Here is a 15616-nt window from a genome sequence, read left to right as displayed (position 1 = left end):
GCTTAGCAACGTCGCCGAGCGGGACCCCGGATCAAGTCCGGGGTGACGAAGGGGGAGTAGTTGAGGTCATAGCTAAGCTCGCTTGACCCGACGCGGTAAGGGTTGCATCCGGCAACCTATGCCCTTCCACGCAACTTCGCCGATGAAACGTCCCTGGATCGTCATTGCCTGCGCCGCCTTCATCGTCACGCTGGCGATGGGCGTCCGCCAGTCGTTTGGGCTGTTCTTGCCCCAGATGAGCGTCGATATCGGGATCAGTCGATCCGATTTTGGTCTCGCGATGGCGCTCCAGAATCTGCTCTTCGGGCTGGTCCAGCCCTTCGTTGGCGCACTCGCCGACAAACATGGCGCCGGGCGCGTCGTGCTAGGCGGGGCGCTGCTCTACGCGCTCGGTTTGATCGGCGCGGCGTTCGCGACCGATGCGATCGGGCTGCATATCAGCTTCGGCATTTTCATCGGCATGGCGCAGTCGGCGACGACCTTTGTCGTCGTGCTCGGCGCGGTCGGGCGCGTCGTCAGCCCCGAAAAGCGCAGCAGTGCGTTCGGCATCGTCACCGCGGGCGGGTCGCTCGGCCAGTTCCTTGTCGTGCCGCTGGCGTCGATGCTGCTCGGCGATGTCGGTTATCATCAGACGCTGTGGATCATGGCGGGGCTGGTCGCGCTATGCGGATTGCTCGCGATCGGGGTCGCCGGACGGACTGACGGAGGCCCGGGCGTCGCAGCCGAGGCCGAACAGACGGCGCGTGAGGCGCTCCGCGAAGCCGGGGTCCACCGCGGTTTCTGGCTGCTCAATGCCGGTTTTTTTGTGTGCGGCTTCCACATCGCGTTCATCGCGACGCATCTGCCCGCCTATCTCGACGACAAGGGATTGGGGATCGGGATCGGGGCGCAGGTGCTGGCGCTGGTCGGGCTGTTCAACATCCTTGGTTCGTACATCTTTGGCCGCGCGGGCGATGTGCTGCGCCAGAAATATGTCCTGTCGGGGCTCTATGTCGCGCGCTCGGTGGTCATCGCGCTGTTCCTCTTCGTGCCGCTCAGCCACGCCAGCGCGCTGGTGTTTGCGGGGGCGATGGGCTTTCTGTGGCTCGGCACCGTGCCGCTGACCAGCGGCATTGTCGGGCGCATCTTTGGCATCCGTTACCTCTCGATGCTCTATGGCATCGTGTTTTTGAGCCATCAGGTCGGCAGCTTTTTCGGCGCGTGGATGGCGGGGCTGATCTTTGACGCCACCGGCAGCTATAATATCGCTTGGGGCCTATCGATTGCGCTCGGCCTGTTCGCCGGTCTCGTCCACCTGCCGATCGCCGATACGCCGGTCAGACGGCTCCAACCGGCATGAAGGCACAGCGGCAGGACATAGTGGCGCTTGGGCTGTTCGCGTTGATCGCGGTGGGCGGACTGTGGCTGTGGACGGGCGAAGGGCCAGCGATCTGGCTGGCCGACTTCGCCGTCATGTGCGGCTTTTAGGTCGCGGCAGCCACCGGGACGCGATTGCAGATCGTTTCGTCGTCGGGTTTCGGTTCGGCGGGGTCGGGGAGCAGCCGGAACACATGCGCCAGATGCGTCGCCATCCGCTCCGGCCGCGCGCGCTTGTCCTCAACCACATCGACGAAATCGCGGCACGCAACCGCGCTGCGCAGGAAATTGCTATGCCCGGTCGCGCTGCGCGACACGTCGGTGGTGTCGATGACGGTCAATCCGGGCACCGAGACCGGATAGCAGCGCACCGGCAGCCCCTTGGCTTTCAGATCGGCGGCTTCGAACGGGTCGAAGCAATAGGGCGACCCGAGCCGCGGATAACCGTGCAGTGCGCGCGATGCCGCCAGCGCCTTGTCGGCGTGCGAAACATAAACGGTGATGCGCCGGTTGTTGGCGACGCGGCGCGGCGACAATACTTCTTCCTCGATGTCGCGTTCGAATGTTTCGCGGTCGACGTCGGGTGAGGCGAGGATGACGTTCGAAATGTTACTGCTGTCGGCATTGCTCGACGTGCGATCGACATAGGCGATGGCCGGAATGACCAGTCGCGCGCCCAAGGAATGCGACACGACGACGATTTCCTTGACCCACGGCCGCTCGGCGAGCGTTTTCAGGAAGTCGCGGAAATTGCGAACGTCGTGATACATGTTGGTCTCGTCGACCGCATAGCTCAACACTTCACCCTGCGACGGCCAGCTATATTCGATCACCGGCCCTTCGAAGCCGGTCATCCCTGCGATCTGGGCCGCATCCTTCGACGTTGTCTCGAACGTCTCGCGATAGCCGTGGACATAGAGCAGGACGCGGCCCTGGCGCCGGTCGGTTTCGGCCTGCAACGCGGTCCACCAGTCGGCTGATGCCTGAAATGCCATCGGGGTGCGGAGCTTTTTCTTGCCGCCGACCTCGGCCTCAACCGGCACGGCAAAGCGGCCATAGCGGATTTTGTCCCCGCGATGGCGCAGCAGGCTGATGTCGGACGTGCGGCAGTCGGGCAGGCGCGTGGTCGCGAAAAACAGTGGCAGCGCCTCGCCGTCGACCACGGCGCCCGGCTGCGCGGTGCAGCGCGGATCGGCGACATAGTCGGCGTGGCGGACAGGGCCGTAATCGACGGCAGCGATGCTGCATCCCGAAAGAACGGCACACCCAAGCACCATGATGGAGTTCCGAAGAGCCGTATGCGAGTGGAGCATGGGTTTGCCCTGCCTTAGATATTGAGGAAAAGGTGCTAGCTTTGGATCCTGCGCAAGGTTTCCCTATCGTTCTTGAGGAGGGCCTCACTTTCGGCGGGTGTGAGGGGCATTTTTGCAAAGCGATCTAATACGAGGCCCAACAAGTTTTCGAGGAAGGCATCCACCCGTCCTGCATCCGACGAAAGGAATGCGGCCCAGTCCTCCTTCTCGTCCTTTGGGGCTTCTAAGAAGAAATCGTTCGCCGCCACCGCTCCTTGCCGTTCACATTCGGCTACAATTGCTGCCTGACAGGGCCTTTGCTTTCGAACAAACGTGAGAAAATTGGCGACGTGCGGCTTTTGATAAAAATTGAGTGCCTCATCTAACAAAGCCGGAGCGAACTGACTAGAAAGCTCGACCACGACTTCCCCCACAGCTTGATCAAATTTAATCTTGTATATAGCGCTGGTTGCGATGACCATCGCATCGGCGCGCGTCTTGCGTGCGCCAGGAAACTTCTTCTCTAATGCCCGCGTCTGTTCGTTAGCTTCGATATCATCGCGAATTCGCTGCAAAGTTGGGGCGATGGCATCTTCAAATGCTCGGTCAGGCAAATGCAAATCTATAATTTGGAGAGCAGTAAATTTTTGCGCCGTCACTTGGGCTGGTGCCGTATTCCAGCAAGCAAAAATAAGGAAAAGAGTGGCTCCCAAACGTGCCAGCGACTGTTTCGGAATCACTTGCCGATCACGCTTTCGGGCAAATCTTCGCCAAACACGCGCTGATAATATTCAGCAACGATCATCCGTTCGGCCTCGTCGCATTTGTTAAGGAAGCTGAGGCGGAAGGCGAAGCCGAGGTTGTTGAAGATCGCGGCATTCTGCGCCCAGCTGATCACGGTGCGCGGGCTCATCACGGTCGAGATGTCGCCATTGATGAAACCCTGGCGGGTCAAATCGGCGACCTTGACCATATTGGCGACGGTCGTGTTGTCGGTGTTCGGCACCTTGGCGAGAATGATCGCGCTTTCGGTCGCCGCAGGCAGATAGTTCAAGGTGACGACGATGTTCCAGCGGTCCATCTGGCCCTGGTTGATCTGCTGCGTGCCGTGATACAGCCCGCTCGTGTCGCCGAGCCCGACGGTGTTTGCGGTCGAGAACAGGCGGAAATAGGGGTTGGGGCGGATGACGCGGTTCTGGTCGAGCAAGGTCAGCTTGCCCTCGGCCTCCAGCACGCGCTGGATCACGAACATCACGTCGGGACGCCCCGCATCATATTCGTCGAACACCAGCGCGGTCGGGGTCTGCAATGCCCAAGGGAGCAACCCTTCGCGGAACTCGGTAACCTGCTGGCCGTCGCGGAGCACGATCGCGTCGCGGCCGACGAGGTCGATACGGCTGATATGCGCGTCGAGGTTGACGCGGATACACGGCCATTTCAGCCGCGCCGCGACCTGTTCGATATGCGTCGATTTGCCGGTGCCGTGATAGCCCTGCACCATCACGCGGCGGTTGAACTTGAAGCCCGCCAGGATCGCGAGCGTCGTGTCGCCGTCAAAGACATAGGCGGGATCGAGATCGGGGACGCGCTCGTCGGCTTCGCTGAACGCCGGAACCTTCATGTCGATGTCGATACCGAACAGCTCGCGTGCATCGACCTCGATATCGGGCGCCGCGAGAAGCGTCGAACCATGATGGTCGGGAAGGCTGTTCGGAATATCGGTCATGTCAAAGGTCCAGCGAAGGCGGTCGGGAGAGAGTCGCCGGTACCCGGCGCTTCGGCTAGCGCGGTATAGGCGTCGGTTTCAGCTTGCAACGCCTTTTCAGAGGAGGCCGAGCGCCTTCATCACCGCCGACTGGTCGTAATAGGGGCGTTCGCAGATGATCTTGTCGCTCCCGGGGGCAAATTCGAAACTCGCCGCGATGCGAATGCGGAACGCCTTGCCGGTCGGCTCAATCGTGCGCGGGCCGAGCTTAAGCGGGCCAAGATGCGTCCCGGTCAGCCAGAATTCGACCAGCACCGTGTCGGTCGCGGCATCGGCGGCAATCGCGATGACCTCATTCGCTTGATCGGGGAAGGGTTCGCGCGACGCGGCGAAATAGGATCGCACCGCGGCTTCGCCGTCGAACACAGTGCCGGGGCCGAGTAGTTCGTACCGCGGATGCTCGAAGGTCGCGATGACGCCATCCCAATCATGGGTGATCTCCAGCGCCATATGGCGGCGGACGACCTCGATCCGGGCGTCATCCAATTCGCTCATCGTCCTTCTCCCTCAGGCAAAGGCTTTCGTCTTGCGGAGCAACTGATACGCAGCGACGACCTCACCCAGCCGCGACTCGAAGCTCCGGTCGCCGCCGTTGCGGTCGGGATGGTAGCGGCGGACGAGCTCGCTGTAACGCCGCCGCAGCGCGGCGCGGTCGGCCTCAGCGGGTAGGGCGAGCAATTGCATCGCGGCATGTTCTTCGCGCGACAGACCGGGATTTTTCGCCTCGCGCCGCGCCTCGTCCATGCGCTGCCGGAACCGCGCGCCCAGCGCATCGATCGGATCCTTGAAATCGGCCCAGCGCGGCGGCAGGTCGGCGCTGCCCGCAGCGCGAAACGTTCGGCTTTCCGTCTCCCAGCCGGCGGTCGGCGATTGCGCCGCCATGATCTGATCGGCGCTCATGCCCTCGAAAAAATTATACCCCGCGTTGAATTCGCGGACATGGTCGAGACACAGCCAGCGATACTGCGGCGGTCCGTCGGGCGAACGCGTCCACGACATCGGCGCCCGAAACTCGCCGGGCTCGCGGCATCCGGGCGCCGCGCAGGGCTCGTCGCGTGGGACGCGACCATGGAAACGGTTGGGGCGGGGTGACGTCGACAAAATACGCTTTCGAGTGGTGGGGCCAAGGGGAAGGGAGGTCTTATAATTTGGCGACGAAGCGCTTATGGTCAACCCCATGAGCAGCAATGGCCCCGTGCAACAAGAGATGGAAAACCTGCTCCGTGCGGCTTTCCCCGACGCCAATTTCGTTGTGAGCAACGACAGCGCGAAACATCGTGGTCACGCCGGCGACGATGGATCGGGCGAATCGCATTTTAGCCTGACGATCGAATGGGCTGGCTTTGCGGGCATGAATCGCGTCGCCCGCCAGCGCGCGGTCAACAAGGCACTCGGCGACCTGCCGGGGCAGCGCGTTCACGCGCTCGCGATCAAAGCGACCGCGCCGGGAGAATCATGATGGACGTTATCACCCCCTCGACCCATGATCTTGGCGCCTTTGAAGTGCGGCGGACGTTACCAAGCAAATCGCGCACGATGGTTGGCCCGTTCATCTTCGTCGATCAGTTCGGCCCCGCGCATTTCGATATTGGCGCAGGCATGGACGTGCGCCCGCATCCGCATATCAACCTGGCGACGGTCACCTATTTGTTCGACGGCGCGATCGATCATCGCGACAGCCTGGGGACGCTCGCGACAATCCGCCCGGGGGCTTGCAACCTGATGACCGCGGGTAGCGGCATTGTTCACTCGGAACGCACGCCCGCCGCCGAACGTGCGACCGGGTCCGGCATTTCGGGGATGCAGACCTGGCTCGCTTTGCCCGACGGCAAGGAAGAGATTGACGCGGCGTTCGAGCATGTCGCGAAGGACGATCTGCCGCTGGTCGAGGATGGCGGCGTGTCGGCGCGGGTCATCATGGGTAGCCTATGGGGTGCAACGTCGCCGATCACCCAGCATGCCGCGACGATCTACGCCGACATCTTGATGAACGCTGGGTCCAGCATTACGATCGAAGCCGAGGCCGACGAGCGCGCAGTGCTGGTCGCACTGGGTGACGCGAGCCTCGATGGCGAAAAGCTCGATCGCTACAGTCTCTACATATTGAAACCCGGGCAGGCGATGACGCTGCGTGCTGACAGCGACGCGCGCGTGATGCTGCTCGGCGGCGAAGCCTTCACGACGCCGCGCCACGTATGGTGGAATTTCGTCAGTTCCAGCCGCGATCGGATCAACCAAGCGAAACATGACTGGAAAGATGGCAAATTCCCGCTTGTGCCAGGGGATAGCGAGGAGTTTATCCCGATCCCCGAGGTTCCGAAGACCGTAAGCTACCCCTGATCGGCAAAAACGCGATCAACCGCCAACTGGCTCGCGATCCAATCGTCGTCAACGGGCAATCGTTTGGCAATAGCCGTTCCTGGCGCGACGACGCGCCAGAAGGGCGTGACGGCGTCGCGGGCGCTTCCCTCCGCCAACCGGCGGAGCGCATGTTCGGCCACTTGTCTGACAAAAATGGCCGTCGAAACCGGGCAGGTCGCATCGCTCTTGTGGCGCCGCGCCAGTTCGCGCCGCATCTGCTCGATACTTTTCGTGGCACCGGCCGGGATGCGGGCGATATAGGTGGCAACTATCTCGGGCGTCGCCACGAACAGGACGCTGCCTGCGGCGATGCCAGCGAAACGGGTTTCCAAAACGACGCGTTTCGCAACTTTTAGCTTGGCGTTGGGGCGGGGCATGAAGTTTCGTCCTGACGTTGATCGTGTTGCGCTATCATCGCTGTGGACGTTCTCAAATAATCAGACCGATAAATTTTGTTTATCAAGGAGATAAGTTAGGGCTGGTCGACCACTTGGACCTTGGCATCGTACAACTGCACAAGGTGGCAGAACGAATCAAAGCGGTCGGCTTAGGGTTGAAAAAATTCGTCGAAACGAGCTGGCGATGCATCGTTCGCCGCTGCACAGGTTCAACCGAGCAGATCAAAGGCCAATGCGGCGATCTTTTCGGGCGCCTCGATGTCGGCGAAGTGGCCGATATCGCTCCATTCGGTATAGCTTGCATCGGGGGCATATTTTTGAACCGACTTACGATCCGTAGCGACATGCGATTTGTCCGAAAGCCCCCAAAATATCGCTGCTGGAATGCTGACATCGATCAACGGATCGGTGATTTCAGCCAGTTTTTGTACCTGAGACGCTAAGGCGTAACAGCAGTTTGCCGCCTGGATTTTACGCGCCTCGTCCTGCAGGGCCGCGACAGGAGCCGAGGGGCCGGCGGCAAATGGGATCCAGAAATCGATCGTCGTCTTGACGCGGTTAAGCCGGAATCCGATTTGGCCTGCAAAGGGTTGCGCGAGGATCGCCCCGCCCAGCGTCGCGTGAATCCACTTATCCTCTGCCGCGAAATCGCCAGTCTGCCCGATGATGACGCCGGCCAGTTCATCGCCCATGATCGTCGCTATACGCGCCGCGTAGAGCCCCTGAATGCATGGTCCGACCAGTACGACGCGCGGCAGGTCGAGCGATCGCAACGCCGCGGCGATGATCTGACAACTGGCCTCAAAGCCCAATGCTTCGGCAGAAACGGGAAACGAAAAGCCGAAGCCCGGCAATTCCATGATCACAATGTTGAATCGATCTTCCAGCGCAGCGATCAGCGCGTCATAGCTCTCAATCGTTGCCGGGGCGTCGGGCAAAATCGCCAGCGTCGGTTTGTCGGCATCACGCCCAGCGATGCGATAGCGGATGAAGGACAAATTATGTTCGAACAACGCCAACCCGGGCCGCGACGCGATGGCGCGAGTGCGGAACGCGGGTTCGTCAAGCCCGGAAAAGGCCAGCGTGTCGAGGACGGCGGGATCGATGGAAGGCTGGGGGCTGGGCATGGGGCGATTCTCCTTGTATACAGATCAGTATACCTATGACGAAACGCGATGCAATATTGGTGGCCGCCGAACGGCTGTTTTCGCGCAACGGCTTTGGCCTGACCGGCGTCGACGCGCTCGCCGCGGCGGCGGGCGTGACCAAGCGTACGCTGTACAAGCAGTTCGGGTCGAAGGAGGGGTTGTTCGCCGAATGGCTGCGTGCGCGCGACCTGCGGACGCGGCGATCGTTGCTGGCGGCGATCGACGCGCGCGCCGCGGCCCCGGGCGACCGGATGCTGGCGCTGTTCGACATATTGGCCCAGTTGGCGGGTAATCCCGGCTTTCACGGCTGTCCCTTTTCGCGCGCGCTGCTTGAGTTCGGCGATGCCGCCGCCCATGAGGCCAGCCGTCAGGTCGCGGCCGCGCACAAGGTGGAGCTTGCTCGCTGGTTTACCGCCGAACTGGCGGCGGCAGGGGTGGCCGACCCACCGGCGGCGGCCGAGGAGCTGGCGCTGCTGTATGAAGGCGTGCTGCAACGCATCGCGGCGACGGGCTCGGCCGATGCAGCGCACGCCGCGCGGCGCATCTGGCAGGCGCGGCTAGCAGCCTTGGGCGTTGCGATGACGGAGCAATCCGGGCCATAGAAACGGCGCAGACCAATCGGGAGGGGGCAGTTGATGAGGGATTTCCGGCAGCAACGCGTGGCATTGACAACAGGAATCGAACTCGACGTCGTCGACATCGGTCCGCGCGACGCGCCGACGCTCGTCTTTCTCCACGGCTTTCCCGAATCGCATCGTACCTGGCGTAATCAGCTGCCGCATTTTGCGACCCGGTTTCGCTGCATCGCGCCGGACCAGCGCGGCTATCGGGGGTCGTCCAAGCCACAGGACGCGGAATCCTATACCCCCGACAAGTTGATCGCCGACATCTTTGCGCTCGCCGATGCGCTCGGCGTCGGCGAATTTACAATTGTCGGCCACGACTGGGGCGGGGCGATCGCATGGGGGGTGGCGCTGGGCGGCCAGCCAAACGGACTGCATCCGGCATGGTCGGGACGAGTGACCCGCGCCGTCATCGCCAACGCACCGCACCCGGCCATCTTTCAGCGGCTGTTGTTCACCAACCCGCAGCAGCGCGCGGCGAGTCAGTATATCAGCATCTTTCGCGATCCCGCGAGCGACCCAATCATCGAGGAACATGGCATCGCCGGCATCCTTGCCCATGCCTTTGCGGGACGCGTCCCCAGCGGCGGCATCCAGCCGCCCGACGAGATCGCCCGACTGCTGAAGGATTGGGAGGATCGTGACGCCTGCCGGGCGATGATCAACTGGTACCGCGGGTCACCATCGATTGTCCCGGCGATGGATGCGCCTTATGTCGAGCCGCCCGTCCCCCCGTTTCCCAAGCTGACGATCCCCGCTCTTGTGATCTGGGCGCTCGAGGACGTCGCGCTGCCGCCGTGCAATCTTGATGGAATAGTCGATCTCGTCCCCGCAGTGCGGATCGTTCATGTTCCTGATTGCGGTCATTTCGTGCCGTGGGAGGCGCCGGACGCGGTCAATGCCGCGATGGACGATTTCCTCATGACCGACTGAGTTAATACAATTTCCCATTGGCCAAAAAAGTGGCGGGCGGCGTATTCGCCGCCCGCCTGGGGGGGCTGGTAAGACGTGTCGGGGAGACACGCAAAATGGTCTGTCCAACGGCAGTTTTTCCCCATTTTCCGCCGTTATCCAAGGATTCTGGAGGGGCGAGTTAACCATAGGTTTGGTGCAAATGGCAGGCTTTCACATTCTCCCCAACTTGCCATATTCGTGCCATGGAATTGGGAGGACTCAGGGTCGCCTCGATCGTTGATCGCATTGAAGGGCCGTCGAGCTGGACGGTCGAACGCGACGTCCATGTCCTCTACTTGTATGAAGCCGGCAGCTACCACTGGCTCGAAACCTGGCTCGACGACCAGCGAACCTCGCTGGGAGATCCTTTGCCTGGCGAGATGTGGCTGGCGCCGGCCGGTCGCCGCTATCATGGTGACGCAAAGGGCGGCGGCGTCCGTTACATCGAAGTTGAAATTCCCGCCGCGCGGCTGGTCGTTGCGCCCGACGCCCGCGCGCTCGCGGGGCATTATGACATGGCGCTGGCTTCGCTGGTGCGCGCTCTGGGAGCCGGCGATGCTGCGGCAGCCGATCCGTTGGTGACCGTTCTCGCCAAAACGCTGGACGGCATGGTGGTGCGTCGGGACTCGTCCGCCGTCACCCAGCGCATGAATGACCTGATGGCCTATATCCAAACCCAGCTCGAACTGTCGCTGACGGTGGAAGAGATGGCGGCGAAGGTCGGCATGTCGGTCAACAGCTTGATCGTCCATTTCGCCCGGGCGACGGGCTATACCCCGGCGCAATATATGCTGCGCCAGCGGCTGCGGCGCGCGTGCTGGTTCCTGATGAACCGCCCGCTGTCAGTGGCCGAGATCGCCTTTGCGACCGGCTTTTCCAGCCACGCCCACTTGTGCGCGATTTTTCGTCGCAAGCTGGGCATGTCGCCGGGCGAGTGGCGGCGGCGGCATGTTTCGGCTATTTTGCCGCCAGCCTGGGAGGATTAATCGATGTCGCACACCGTCATCATGCTGCTCGCCGGACTGGCGCTGCTGATCGTGCTCCGCGTGACAATCCGCGACGCGGCGCGGGCGACGCGGATGTTCCTCATCTTGTGGCTTGCCATCTCGATCGCCAACCTGCTCGTCGGGGTGCTGTACGCCGGTTACGGCTGGGCCGAGGAGGCGGGGATCTGGCTGTTGGTTTTCGGCGCCCCGGCAGCGGTTGCTCTTTTGGCCCGGCGGATCGCGCCTTAGGGTCAGGTCCCTAGTTTTCGGGCCGCAGCAAACAACCGCTCGCCCCCGCATAACGCGCGCTGCGCGACGCCAGCAGTGGCACGCTGCCGGTCACCGTTTTCGTCGCGGAATCTTCACTCAGCGATACCATCTCCATACCGGGTTCGAAATCAGTCTGACAGCTTTCCAGGCTGCGCCCCTGAACATAGCGGCACGAACAGCCGACGCGCGCCGCATAGGCTGAGCCGAGTTCGGCCTGCGCCTCGAACGAAGGGAATTTCCAGACAGCAAACACCGCAAACAGCACTGCCAACACCAGTATCCATGGCAGGCACCCGCCCCAGCGGCTGGGTTTTTTGCGCCGACGCGGCGGTAGCGCCGGGGCGATCGGCGGCGGCGCGACGGCGGGATTTTCGCCCGTTGAAGGACCGGTCGGGTTGGTGCTAGTCACTCATCCCATGATCACGAAAAAACGGCTGCTGGCAAGTGCCGCTCTCGCGATGCTCGGCGCCTTGTCGCTGGTTCAGGCGGCAGGGCAGGGCAATCTGGCGCCCGCGTCGCCCGCGCCCAAATTCGGCGCCTCGCTCGATGGCGTCGCGGTTTCCGATATCCCGCCATCGCTTCCTGCGCTGCCCGCCGCGATAAAAGCACGCGCCGATGCACTGTTCGTCCATGCGGAGGACGTCGGCGAGACGCGAGCGCTGCTTGTCCTGCGCGACGGTGAACCAATCTATGAACGCTATGGTGCCGGCTTCGGTCCCAATTCGAAGCTGATCAGCTGGTCGATGGCCAAAAGCATCACGGCGGTCCTGACTGGCTTTCTGGTCGCCGATGGCCAATTGGCGCTCGACGGACCGGCGCCGGTGGCGGCGTGGCAACGCAGCGGCGATCCGCGCGGCGCGATTACCCTCAAAAATCTTCTGCATATGTCGGCCGGGCTCGAGCATGTCGAAAATGGCGATCCGGTGTGGAAGGGTGATACGGTCGATATGCTCTTCGGTCCCGGCGCCCCCGATATGGCGGGGTTTGCCGAAGCCAAGCCCGCGGCGGCGCAACCCGGCGAAGTTTTCAACTATAGTTCGGCAACCAGCGTGATCCTGTCCGACATCATTGCCGACACGCTGACGCCTGCGCAAAACCCCGCGGCGCGCCGCGATGCGATGCGCGAATTCATAGCGGGTCGCTTGGCGGAGCCGTTGGGCATGACCAGCCTGACCCCCGAATTTGACGCGAGCGGCACGATGATTGGCGGATCGATCATGCACGCGACGGCACGCGACTATGCTCGCTTTGGCGAGTTCCTGCGCAACCACGGCGTCGTGAACGGCCAGCGGCTGCTGCCCGAAACTTGGATGGACTTCATGCTGAGCCCATCGGCCAACGATCGCGGCTATGGCGGGCATATCTGGCTCAACCGCAAGCGTCCGGCGGGCGCGCAGCCCGCACTATGGCCCGACCGCGGTCCCAACGACCTGTTCGCCTGCATCGGCCACCAAGGGCAATACATCATCGTCTCGCCGTCGCAGCGGGTGACGATCGTCCGGCTGGGGGTGACCAAAAGCGATCAGTTTCCGGCGCTGCGCCGTCATCTGGCCGATCTGACGGCCGCGCTTTGACCGGATCGGGCTGGGCCTTGCGCCGAGCATGGATCGCCCAAAGTTCAGGAAAGTTCAGCCCTATGCGCCGCCAATTTGAGCCTCGCGAGGCGCTGTACGCGCGCGCCGTGCACCGATCTGGCGCAAGACGGCAGTGACTGCTTTATCCACCAAATGAAAGAGCCTGAGTAAATGCTGGCATAGCCGGAAATTGTAGGAAAGACTTAAATTTGAGGGGCGTCGGTTTTTGGGGTGGGGAGCGGTCCTCTAATTTCGTCATGCTGAACTTGTTTCGGCATCCATGGCCTGAAATCGAATTTGGCGTAGCGCCGAAGGAAACGGCCGACCATGGATCCTGAAACAAGTTCAGGATGACGATGCTATTGATGTCGTGCTTCGGTCGAAAAACCGACCGAGGTGCCTACCCTACAGCAGGAAATCGCCGACCAGCGTCGTGACGCAGTGGCCGGTCAGCTCGACCATCTCGCCGTCGAGGCGGCAACCGACATGGCCGCCGCGCGCACTCGCCTGATATGCCGCGAAGCGATCGCGCCCCAACCGCGCCGCCCAATAGGGGGTCAGCACGCTGTGCGCCGACCCGGTGACCGGATCCTCGTCGATGCCCGCGCCGGGAGCAAAAGCGCGGCTGATTACATCGGCGCCCGACGGGTCGCCGGCGCCGGGCGCGGTCGCGATATAGAGCACGTCGCCGCCATCCTTGAGGGCGCGAAAATCGGGCGCCAGCGCACGCACGCTCGCCGCATCGCGATAGGCGATGATCGCATAGCGGCCGGGGTGCCATTGTGTCTCGACCGGATCGCCGCCGAGGGCGCGGACGACTTCGGGCATCGCTTTCGGCGCGGGCGGATAAGCGGGCAATGCCATGCGATAACCCGCGTTCTCGCCCTCTTCTCCATTGATGCGCGTTACCTGCAATATGCCCGCCTTGCGGGTGCGAAAGCGCATTTCCTGACGCCATGGCGCCGCCGACAGCAGCACATGCCCGCTGGCAAGCGTCGCATGGCCGCACAGCGCGACCTCGACCGTCGGAGTGAACCAGCGCAGCTCATAATCTGCCTCGCCGCTCTCGTCGGGGATCAGGAACGCGGTTTCGGCGAGGTTGTTTTCGGCCGCGATCGCCTGCAACACGCCATCGCTCAGCCATTCTTCGAGCGGCATCACCGCCGCGGGGTTGCCGGTAAACGGCCGGCTGGCAAAGGCATCGACCTGGCTGATCGGCAGGCGCCGCGCCGCGCTCATGGGTAAAGCATCCCGCTCGACCAGCCGTTGCCGGTGCGGGTAAAGACGGTGCGTTCGTGCAGCCGGTGCGCGCGATCCTGCCAGAATTCGATCGCCGATGGCGTCACGCGCCACCCCGACCAGCGCGGCGGGCGCGGCACATCCTGCCCCTCGAACCGCGCCTGCATGGCGGCAAAGCGCGCCTCGAACGTCGCGCGATCGGCGAGCGGGCGCGACTGGTCGCTCGCCCAGGCGCCGAGCTGGCTGTCGCGGCCACGCGTGGCGAAATAGGTGTCTGCGGTGGCGTCGTCGACGGGCGCCACCGGCCCTTCGATCCGGATCTGCCGTCGCAGCGATTTCCAGTGGAAAAGCAGCGCCACGTGGGGATTCGCCGCCAGTTCGCCACCCTTGCGGCTGTCGAGATTGGTGTAAAACACAAACCCGTCAGGACCATGCCCCTTAAGCAGCACCATGCGCAGCGACGGATGCCCATCGGCCGTGGTCGTAGCGAGTGCCATTGCATTGGCGTCGTTGGGTTCGCTTGTCCGCGCCTCGGCAAACCAGTCGTCGAACAGGGCTAAGGGATCATCTGTCATGTGCGTGGTCATACTGCGAGGCTCGGCCACACGGAAGGCGGAACTTGACCGCTTCGTGACACATTCCCACATCGACGCGCAATCGGGCCTTCCCGGCCAATCACTTATCGGGCTACAGGAACAATATGGCAGATCCCTATTCCACCCTGGGCGTCGCAAAAGGCGCAAGCGAAGCGGAAATCAAAACCGCCTATCGCAAGCTCGCCAAGCAATTGCACCCCGACAAGAACAAGGACAACCCGAAGGCGTCGGAGAAATTCTCCGAGGTCACGCGGGCCTACGACATCCTGTCCGACAAGACCAAGCGCGCGCAGTTCGACCGCGGCGAGATCGACGGCGACGGCAATCCGGCGATGCCCTTTGGCTATGGCGGCGGCGGCGGCGGCGGGTTTCGCGGCGATCAGCGCAGCGGGCCCGGCGGCTTCAGCGGTTTCGGCAATGAGGGCGCCGATTTCGGCGATATTTTCGAAGGCCTGTTCGGGCGCGGCGGTGGCGCCGCGGCGGGTGGCGGGTTCGGCGGCTTCGGCGGGCGCAGCGCACCACCGCCAAAAGGCGCCAATGTTGCTTATCGGCTGTCGGTGTCGTTCATCGATGCCGCGACGCAGGCGCCGCAGCGGATCACGCTGGCCGATGGCAGCACGATCGACCTGAAGCTGCCCGCCGGGGTCGAAAGCGGCACCCAGATGCGGCTGGCCGGCAAGGGCCAGCCGGGGCCGGGCGGCACTGGCGACGGGATCGTCACGATCATGGTCAAGGACCATCCTTTTTTCGAACGCGACGGCGCCAACATCCGGCTCGACCTGCCGGTGACGCTGGACGAGGCGGTAAAGGGCGCCAAGGTCAAGGTTCCGACCGTCGATGGCCCCGTGATGCTGTCGATCCCCGCCGGGTCGTCGTCGGGCAAGGTCATGCGGCTGAAAGGCAAAGGCTTTAGCCAGAAGGGCGGCGAGCGCGGCGACCAGCTGGTTCGCTTGATGGTCGATTTACCGGCCGACAACGCTGCGCTGTCGGCGTTGCTCGGCGATTGGACCGACTCGCGCGCGGTGCGGGCCGACCTGGGCGTCTGATGCGTGGC

The 15616-nt window shown here is 63.0% G+C and carries 20 protein-coding genes; 10 read left to right on the top strand and 10 right to left on the bottom strand.

What is annotated here, in order from left to right:
- Window positions 1-142: 142 nt before the first annotated feature.
- Together VGN68_RS12160 and VGN68_RS12155 are read left to right on the top strand one after the other, a co-directional pair.
- Window positions 143-1339: an MFS transporter gene (locus VGN68_RS12160; RefSeq protein WP_327477013.1), complete on the top strand. Its 1197-nt coding sequence runs from the start codon at window positions 143-145 to the stop codon at window positions 1337-1339.
- Entirely contained in the window at window positions 1336-1467 is a 132-nt protein-coding gene (locus VGN68_RS12155) for a hypothetical protein (RefSeq protein WP_327477011.1), read from the top strand. The genes VGN68_RS12160 and VGN68_RS12155 overlap by 4 nt, the downstream gene beginning before the upstream one ends.
- On the opposite strand, the gene VGN68_RS12150 is transcribed toward VGN68_RS12155, so the two are convergent.
- The 5 genes from VGN68_RS12150 to VGN68_RS12130 form a co-directional block, all read right to left on the bottom strand.
- Window positions 1464-2633, bottom strand: coding sequence for an alpha/beta hydrolase (locus tag VGN68_RS12150; protein ID WP_327477009.1), 1170 nt, complete (start codon window positions 2631-2633; stop codon window positions 1464-1466). The two genes, VGN68_RS12155 and VGN68_RS12150, sit on opposite strands and share 4 nt — an antisense overlap.
- A 71-nt stretch (window positions 2634-2704) precedes the next feature.
- A complete protein-coding gene (locus tag VGN68_RS12145) occupies window positions 2705-3388 on the bottom strand; it encodes a hypothetical protein (RefSeq protein WP_327477007.1) in 684 nt (227 codons plus the stop codon).
- Complete coding sequence (cobS, locus tag VGN68_RS12140; RefSeq protein WP_327477005.1) at window positions 3385-4374, bottom strand: cobaltochelatase subunit CobS; 990 nt, start codon at window positions 4372-4374, stop codon at window positions 3385-3387. The genes VGN68_RS12145 and cobS overlap by 4 nt, the downstream gene beginning before the upstream one ends.
- A 96-nt stretch (window positions 4375-4470) precedes the next feature.
- Window positions 4471-4908: an ester cyclase gene (locus VGN68_RS12135; protein ID WP_327477002.1), complete on the bottom strand. Its 438-nt coding sequence runs from the start codon at window positions 4906-4908 to the stop codon at window positions 4471-4473.
- Between the two features lie 12 nt (window positions 4909-4920).
- A complete protein-coding gene (locus tag VGN68_RS12130) occupies window positions 4921-5412 on the bottom strand; it encodes a J domain-containing protein (RefSeq protein WP_327477000.1) in 492 nt (163 codons plus the stop codon).
- A gap of 178 nt (window positions 5413-5590) precedes the next feature.
- Between VGN68_RS12130 and VGN68_RS12125 the strand changes: the two genes are divergently transcribed.
- Both VGN68_RS12125 and VGN68_RS12120 read left to right on the top strand, forming a co-directional pair.
- Window positions 5591-5872: a BolA family protein gene (locus VGN68_RS12125; RefSeq protein ID WP_327476998.1), complete on the top strand. Its 282-nt coding sequence runs from the start codon at window positions 5591-5593 to the stop codon at window positions 5870-5872.
- Window positions 5869-6753, top strand: coding sequence for a pirin family protein (locus VGN68_RS12120; RefSeq protein ID WP_327476996.1), 885 nt, complete (start codon window positions 5869-5871; stop codon window positions 6751-6753). The genes VGN68_RS12125 and VGN68_RS12120 overlap by 4 nt, the downstream gene beginning before the upstream one ends.
- On the opposite strand, the gene VGN68_RS12115 is transcribed toward VGN68_RS12120, so the two are convergent.
- Window positions 6744-7151: a hypothetical protein gene (locus VGN68_RS12115; protein WP_327476993.1), complete on the bottom strand. Its 408-nt coding sequence runs from the start codon at window positions 7149-7151 to the stop codon at window positions 6744-6746. The two genes, VGN68_RS12120 and VGN68_RS12115, sit on opposite strands and share 10 nt — an antisense overlap.
- Before the next feature lie 230 nt (window positions 7152-7381).
- Complete coding sequence (locus VGN68_RS12110) at window positions 7382-8299, bottom strand: alpha/beta hydrolase (protein WP_327476991.1); 918 nt, start codon at window positions 8297-8299, stop codon at window positions 7382-7384.
- A 35-nt stretch (window positions 8300-8334) separates the two neighbouring features.
- Between VGN68_RS12110 and VGN68_RS12105 the strand changes: the two genes are divergently transcribed.
- The 4 genes from VGN68_RS12105 (at window position 8335) to VGN68_RS12090 (ending at window position 11132) form a co-directional block, all read left to right on the top strand.
- On the top strand, window positions 8335-8922 hold the full coding sequence (locus tag VGN68_RS12105) for a helix-turn-helix domain-containing protein (RefSeq protein ID WP_327476989.1): 588 nt from the start codon (window positions 8335-8337) through the stop codon (window positions 8920-8922).
- A 33-nt stretch (window positions 8923-8955) separates the two neighbouring features.
- A complete protein-coding gene (locus VGN68_RS12100) occupies window positions 8956-9876 on the top strand; it encodes an alpha/beta hydrolase (RefSeq protein ID WP_327476987.1) in 921 nt (306 codons plus the stop codon).
- Window positions 9877-10100: 224 nt separating this feature from the next.
- Complete coding sequence (locus VGN68_RS12095) at window positions 10101-10883, top strand: AraC family transcriptional regulator (protein WP_327476985.1); 783 nt, start codon at window positions 10101-10103, stop codon at window positions 10881-10883.
- Between the two features lie 3 nt (window positions 10884-10886).
- Window positions 10887-11132 carry a hypothetical protein gene (locus VGN68_RS12090; protein WP_327476983.1) on the top strand — a complete coding sequence of 82 codons (246 nt, stop codon included), beginning with the start codon at window positions 10887-10889 and terminating at the stop codon, window positions 11130-11132.
- Window positions 11133-11142: 10 nt separating this feature from the next.
- Here VGN68_RS12090 and VGN68_RS12085 read toward each other — a convergent pair whose 3' ends face one another.
- On the bottom strand, window positions 11143-11562 hold the full coding sequence (locus tag VGN68_RS12085; RefSeq protein WP_327476981.1) for a hypothetical protein: 420 nt from the start codon (window positions 11560-11562) through the stop codon (window positions 11143-11145).
- A 7-nt stretch (window positions 11563-11569) separates the two neighbouring features.
- Here VGN68_RS12085 and VGN68_RS12080 point away from each other — a divergent pair, with 7 nt between their 5' ends.
- Window positions 11570-12727, top strand: coding sequence for a serine hydrolase (locus tag VGN68_RS12080; protein ID WP_327476979.1), 1158 nt, complete (start codon window positions 11570-11572; stop codon window positions 12725-12727).
- A gap of 405 nt (window positions 12728-13132) precedes the next feature.
- Here the strand turns inward: VGN68_RS12080 and VGN68_RS12075 are convergent, their stop codons facing one another.
- Both VGN68_RS12075 and pdxH read right to left on the bottom strand, forming a co-directional pair.
- Window positions 13133-13966, bottom strand: coding sequence for a PhzF family phenazine biosynthesis protein (locus VGN68_RS12075; RefSeq protein ID WP_327476976.1), 834 nt, complete (start codon window positions 13964-13966; stop codon window positions 13133-13135).
- Window positions 13963-14541 (bottom strand): pyridoxamine 5'-phosphate oxidase, encoded by a 579-nt coding sequence (pdxH, locus tag VGN68_RS12070; protein ID WP_327476974.1) that lies wholly within the window; start codon window positions 14539-14541, stop codon window positions 13963-13965. Before pdxH ends, VGN68_RS12075 begins: the two co-directional genes overlap by 4 nt.
- A gap of 125 nt (window positions 14542-14666) precedes the next feature.
- Between pdxH and VGN68_RS12065 the strand changes: the two genes are divergently transcribed.
- Complete coding sequence (locus tag VGN68_RS12065) at window positions 14667-15608, top strand: DnaJ C-terminal domain-containing protein (protein WP_327476972.1); 942 nt, start codon at window positions 14667-14669, stop codon at window positions 15606-15608.
- Window positions 15609-15616: the final 8 nt, after the last annotated feature.

This window comes from Sphingopyxis sp. (genome assembly GCF_035998965.1).
In the GTDB taxonomy this organism is placed as follows: Bacteria; Pseudomonadota; Alphaproteobacteria; order Sphingomonadales; family Sphingomonadaceae; genus Sphingopyxis.
The sequence above is the reverse complement of the archived record's forward strand: the minus strand, read 5'-3'. Positions and strand labels throughout refer to the sequence as shown.

Bases quoted from the DNA above. Each gene is read 5' to 3' on its own strand.
- VGN68_RS12105 (WP_327476989.1), top strand. From the start codon at position 8,335: ATGACGAAACGCGATGCAATATTGGTGGCCGCCGAACGGCTGTTTTCG.
- VGN68_RS12130 (WP_327477000.1), bottom strand. From the start codon at position 5,412: ATGTCGTGGACGCGTTCGCCCGACGGACCGCCGCAGTATCGCTGGCTG.
- VGN68_RS12120 (WP_327476996.1), top strand. From the start codon at position 5,869: ATGATGGACGTTATCACCCCCTCGACCCATGATCTTGGCGCCTTTGAA.
- VGN68_RS12125 (WP_327476998.1), top strand. From the start codon at position 5,591: ATGAGCAGCAATGGCCCCGTGCAACAAGAGATGGAAAACCTGCTCCGT.
- cobS (WP_327477005.1), bottom strand. From the start codon at position 4,374: ATGACCGATATTCCGAACAGCCTTCCCGACCATCATGGTTCGACGCTT.
- VGN68_RS12115 (WP_327476993.1), bottom strand. From the start codon at position 7,151: ATGCCCCGCCCCAACGCCAAGCTAAAAGTTGCGAAACGCGTCGTTTTG.
- VGN68_RS12065 (WP_327476972.1), top strand. From the start codon at position 14,667: ATGGCAGATCCCTATTCCACCCTGGGCGTCGCAAAAGGCGCAAGCGAA.
- VGN68_RS12080 (WP_327476979.1), top strand. From the start codon at position 11,570: ATGATCACGAAAAAACGGCTGCTGGCAAGTGCCGCTCTCGCGATGCTC.
- VGN68_RS12075 (WP_327476976.1), bottom strand. From the start codon at position 13,966: ATGAGCGCGGCGCGGCGCCTGCCGATCAGCCAGGTCGATGCCTTTGCC.
- VGN68_RS12100 (WP_327476987.1), top strand. From the start codon at position 8,956: ATGAGGGATTTCCGGCAGCAACGCGTGGCATTGACAACAGGAATCGAA.
- VGN68_RS12150 (WP_327477009.1), bottom strand. From the start codon at position 2,633: ATGGTGCTTGGGTGTGCCGTTCTTTCGGGATGCAGCATCGCTGCCGTC.
- VGN68_RS12155 (WP_327477011.1), top strand. From the start codon at position 1,336: ATGAAGGCACAGCGGCAGGACATAGTGGCGCTTGGGCTGTTCGCGTTG.
- VGN68_RS12110 (WP_327476991.1), bottom strand. From the start codon at position 8,299: ATGCCCAGCCCCCAGCCTTCCATCGATCCCGCCGTCCTCGACACGCTG.
- VGN68_RS12095 (WP_327476985.1), top strand. From the start codon at position 10,101: ATGGAATTGGGAGGACTCAGGGTCGCCTCGATCGTTGATCGCATTGAA.
- VGN68_RS12090 (WP_327476983.1), top strand. From the start codon at position 10,887: ATGTCGCACACCGTCATCATGCTGCTCGCCGGACTGGCGCTGCTGATC.
- VGN68_RS12160 (WP_327477013.1), top strand. From the start codon at position 143: ATGAAACGTCCCTGGATCGTCATTGCCTGCGCCGCCTTCATCGTCACG.
- VGN68_RS12135 (WP_327477002.1), bottom strand. From the start codon at position 4,908: ATGAGCGAATTGGATGACGCCCGGATCGAGGTCGTCCGCCGCCATATG.
- pdxH (WP_327476974.1), bottom strand. From the start codon at position 14,541: ATGACAGATGATCCCTTAGCCCTGTTCGACGACTGGTTTGCCGAGGCG.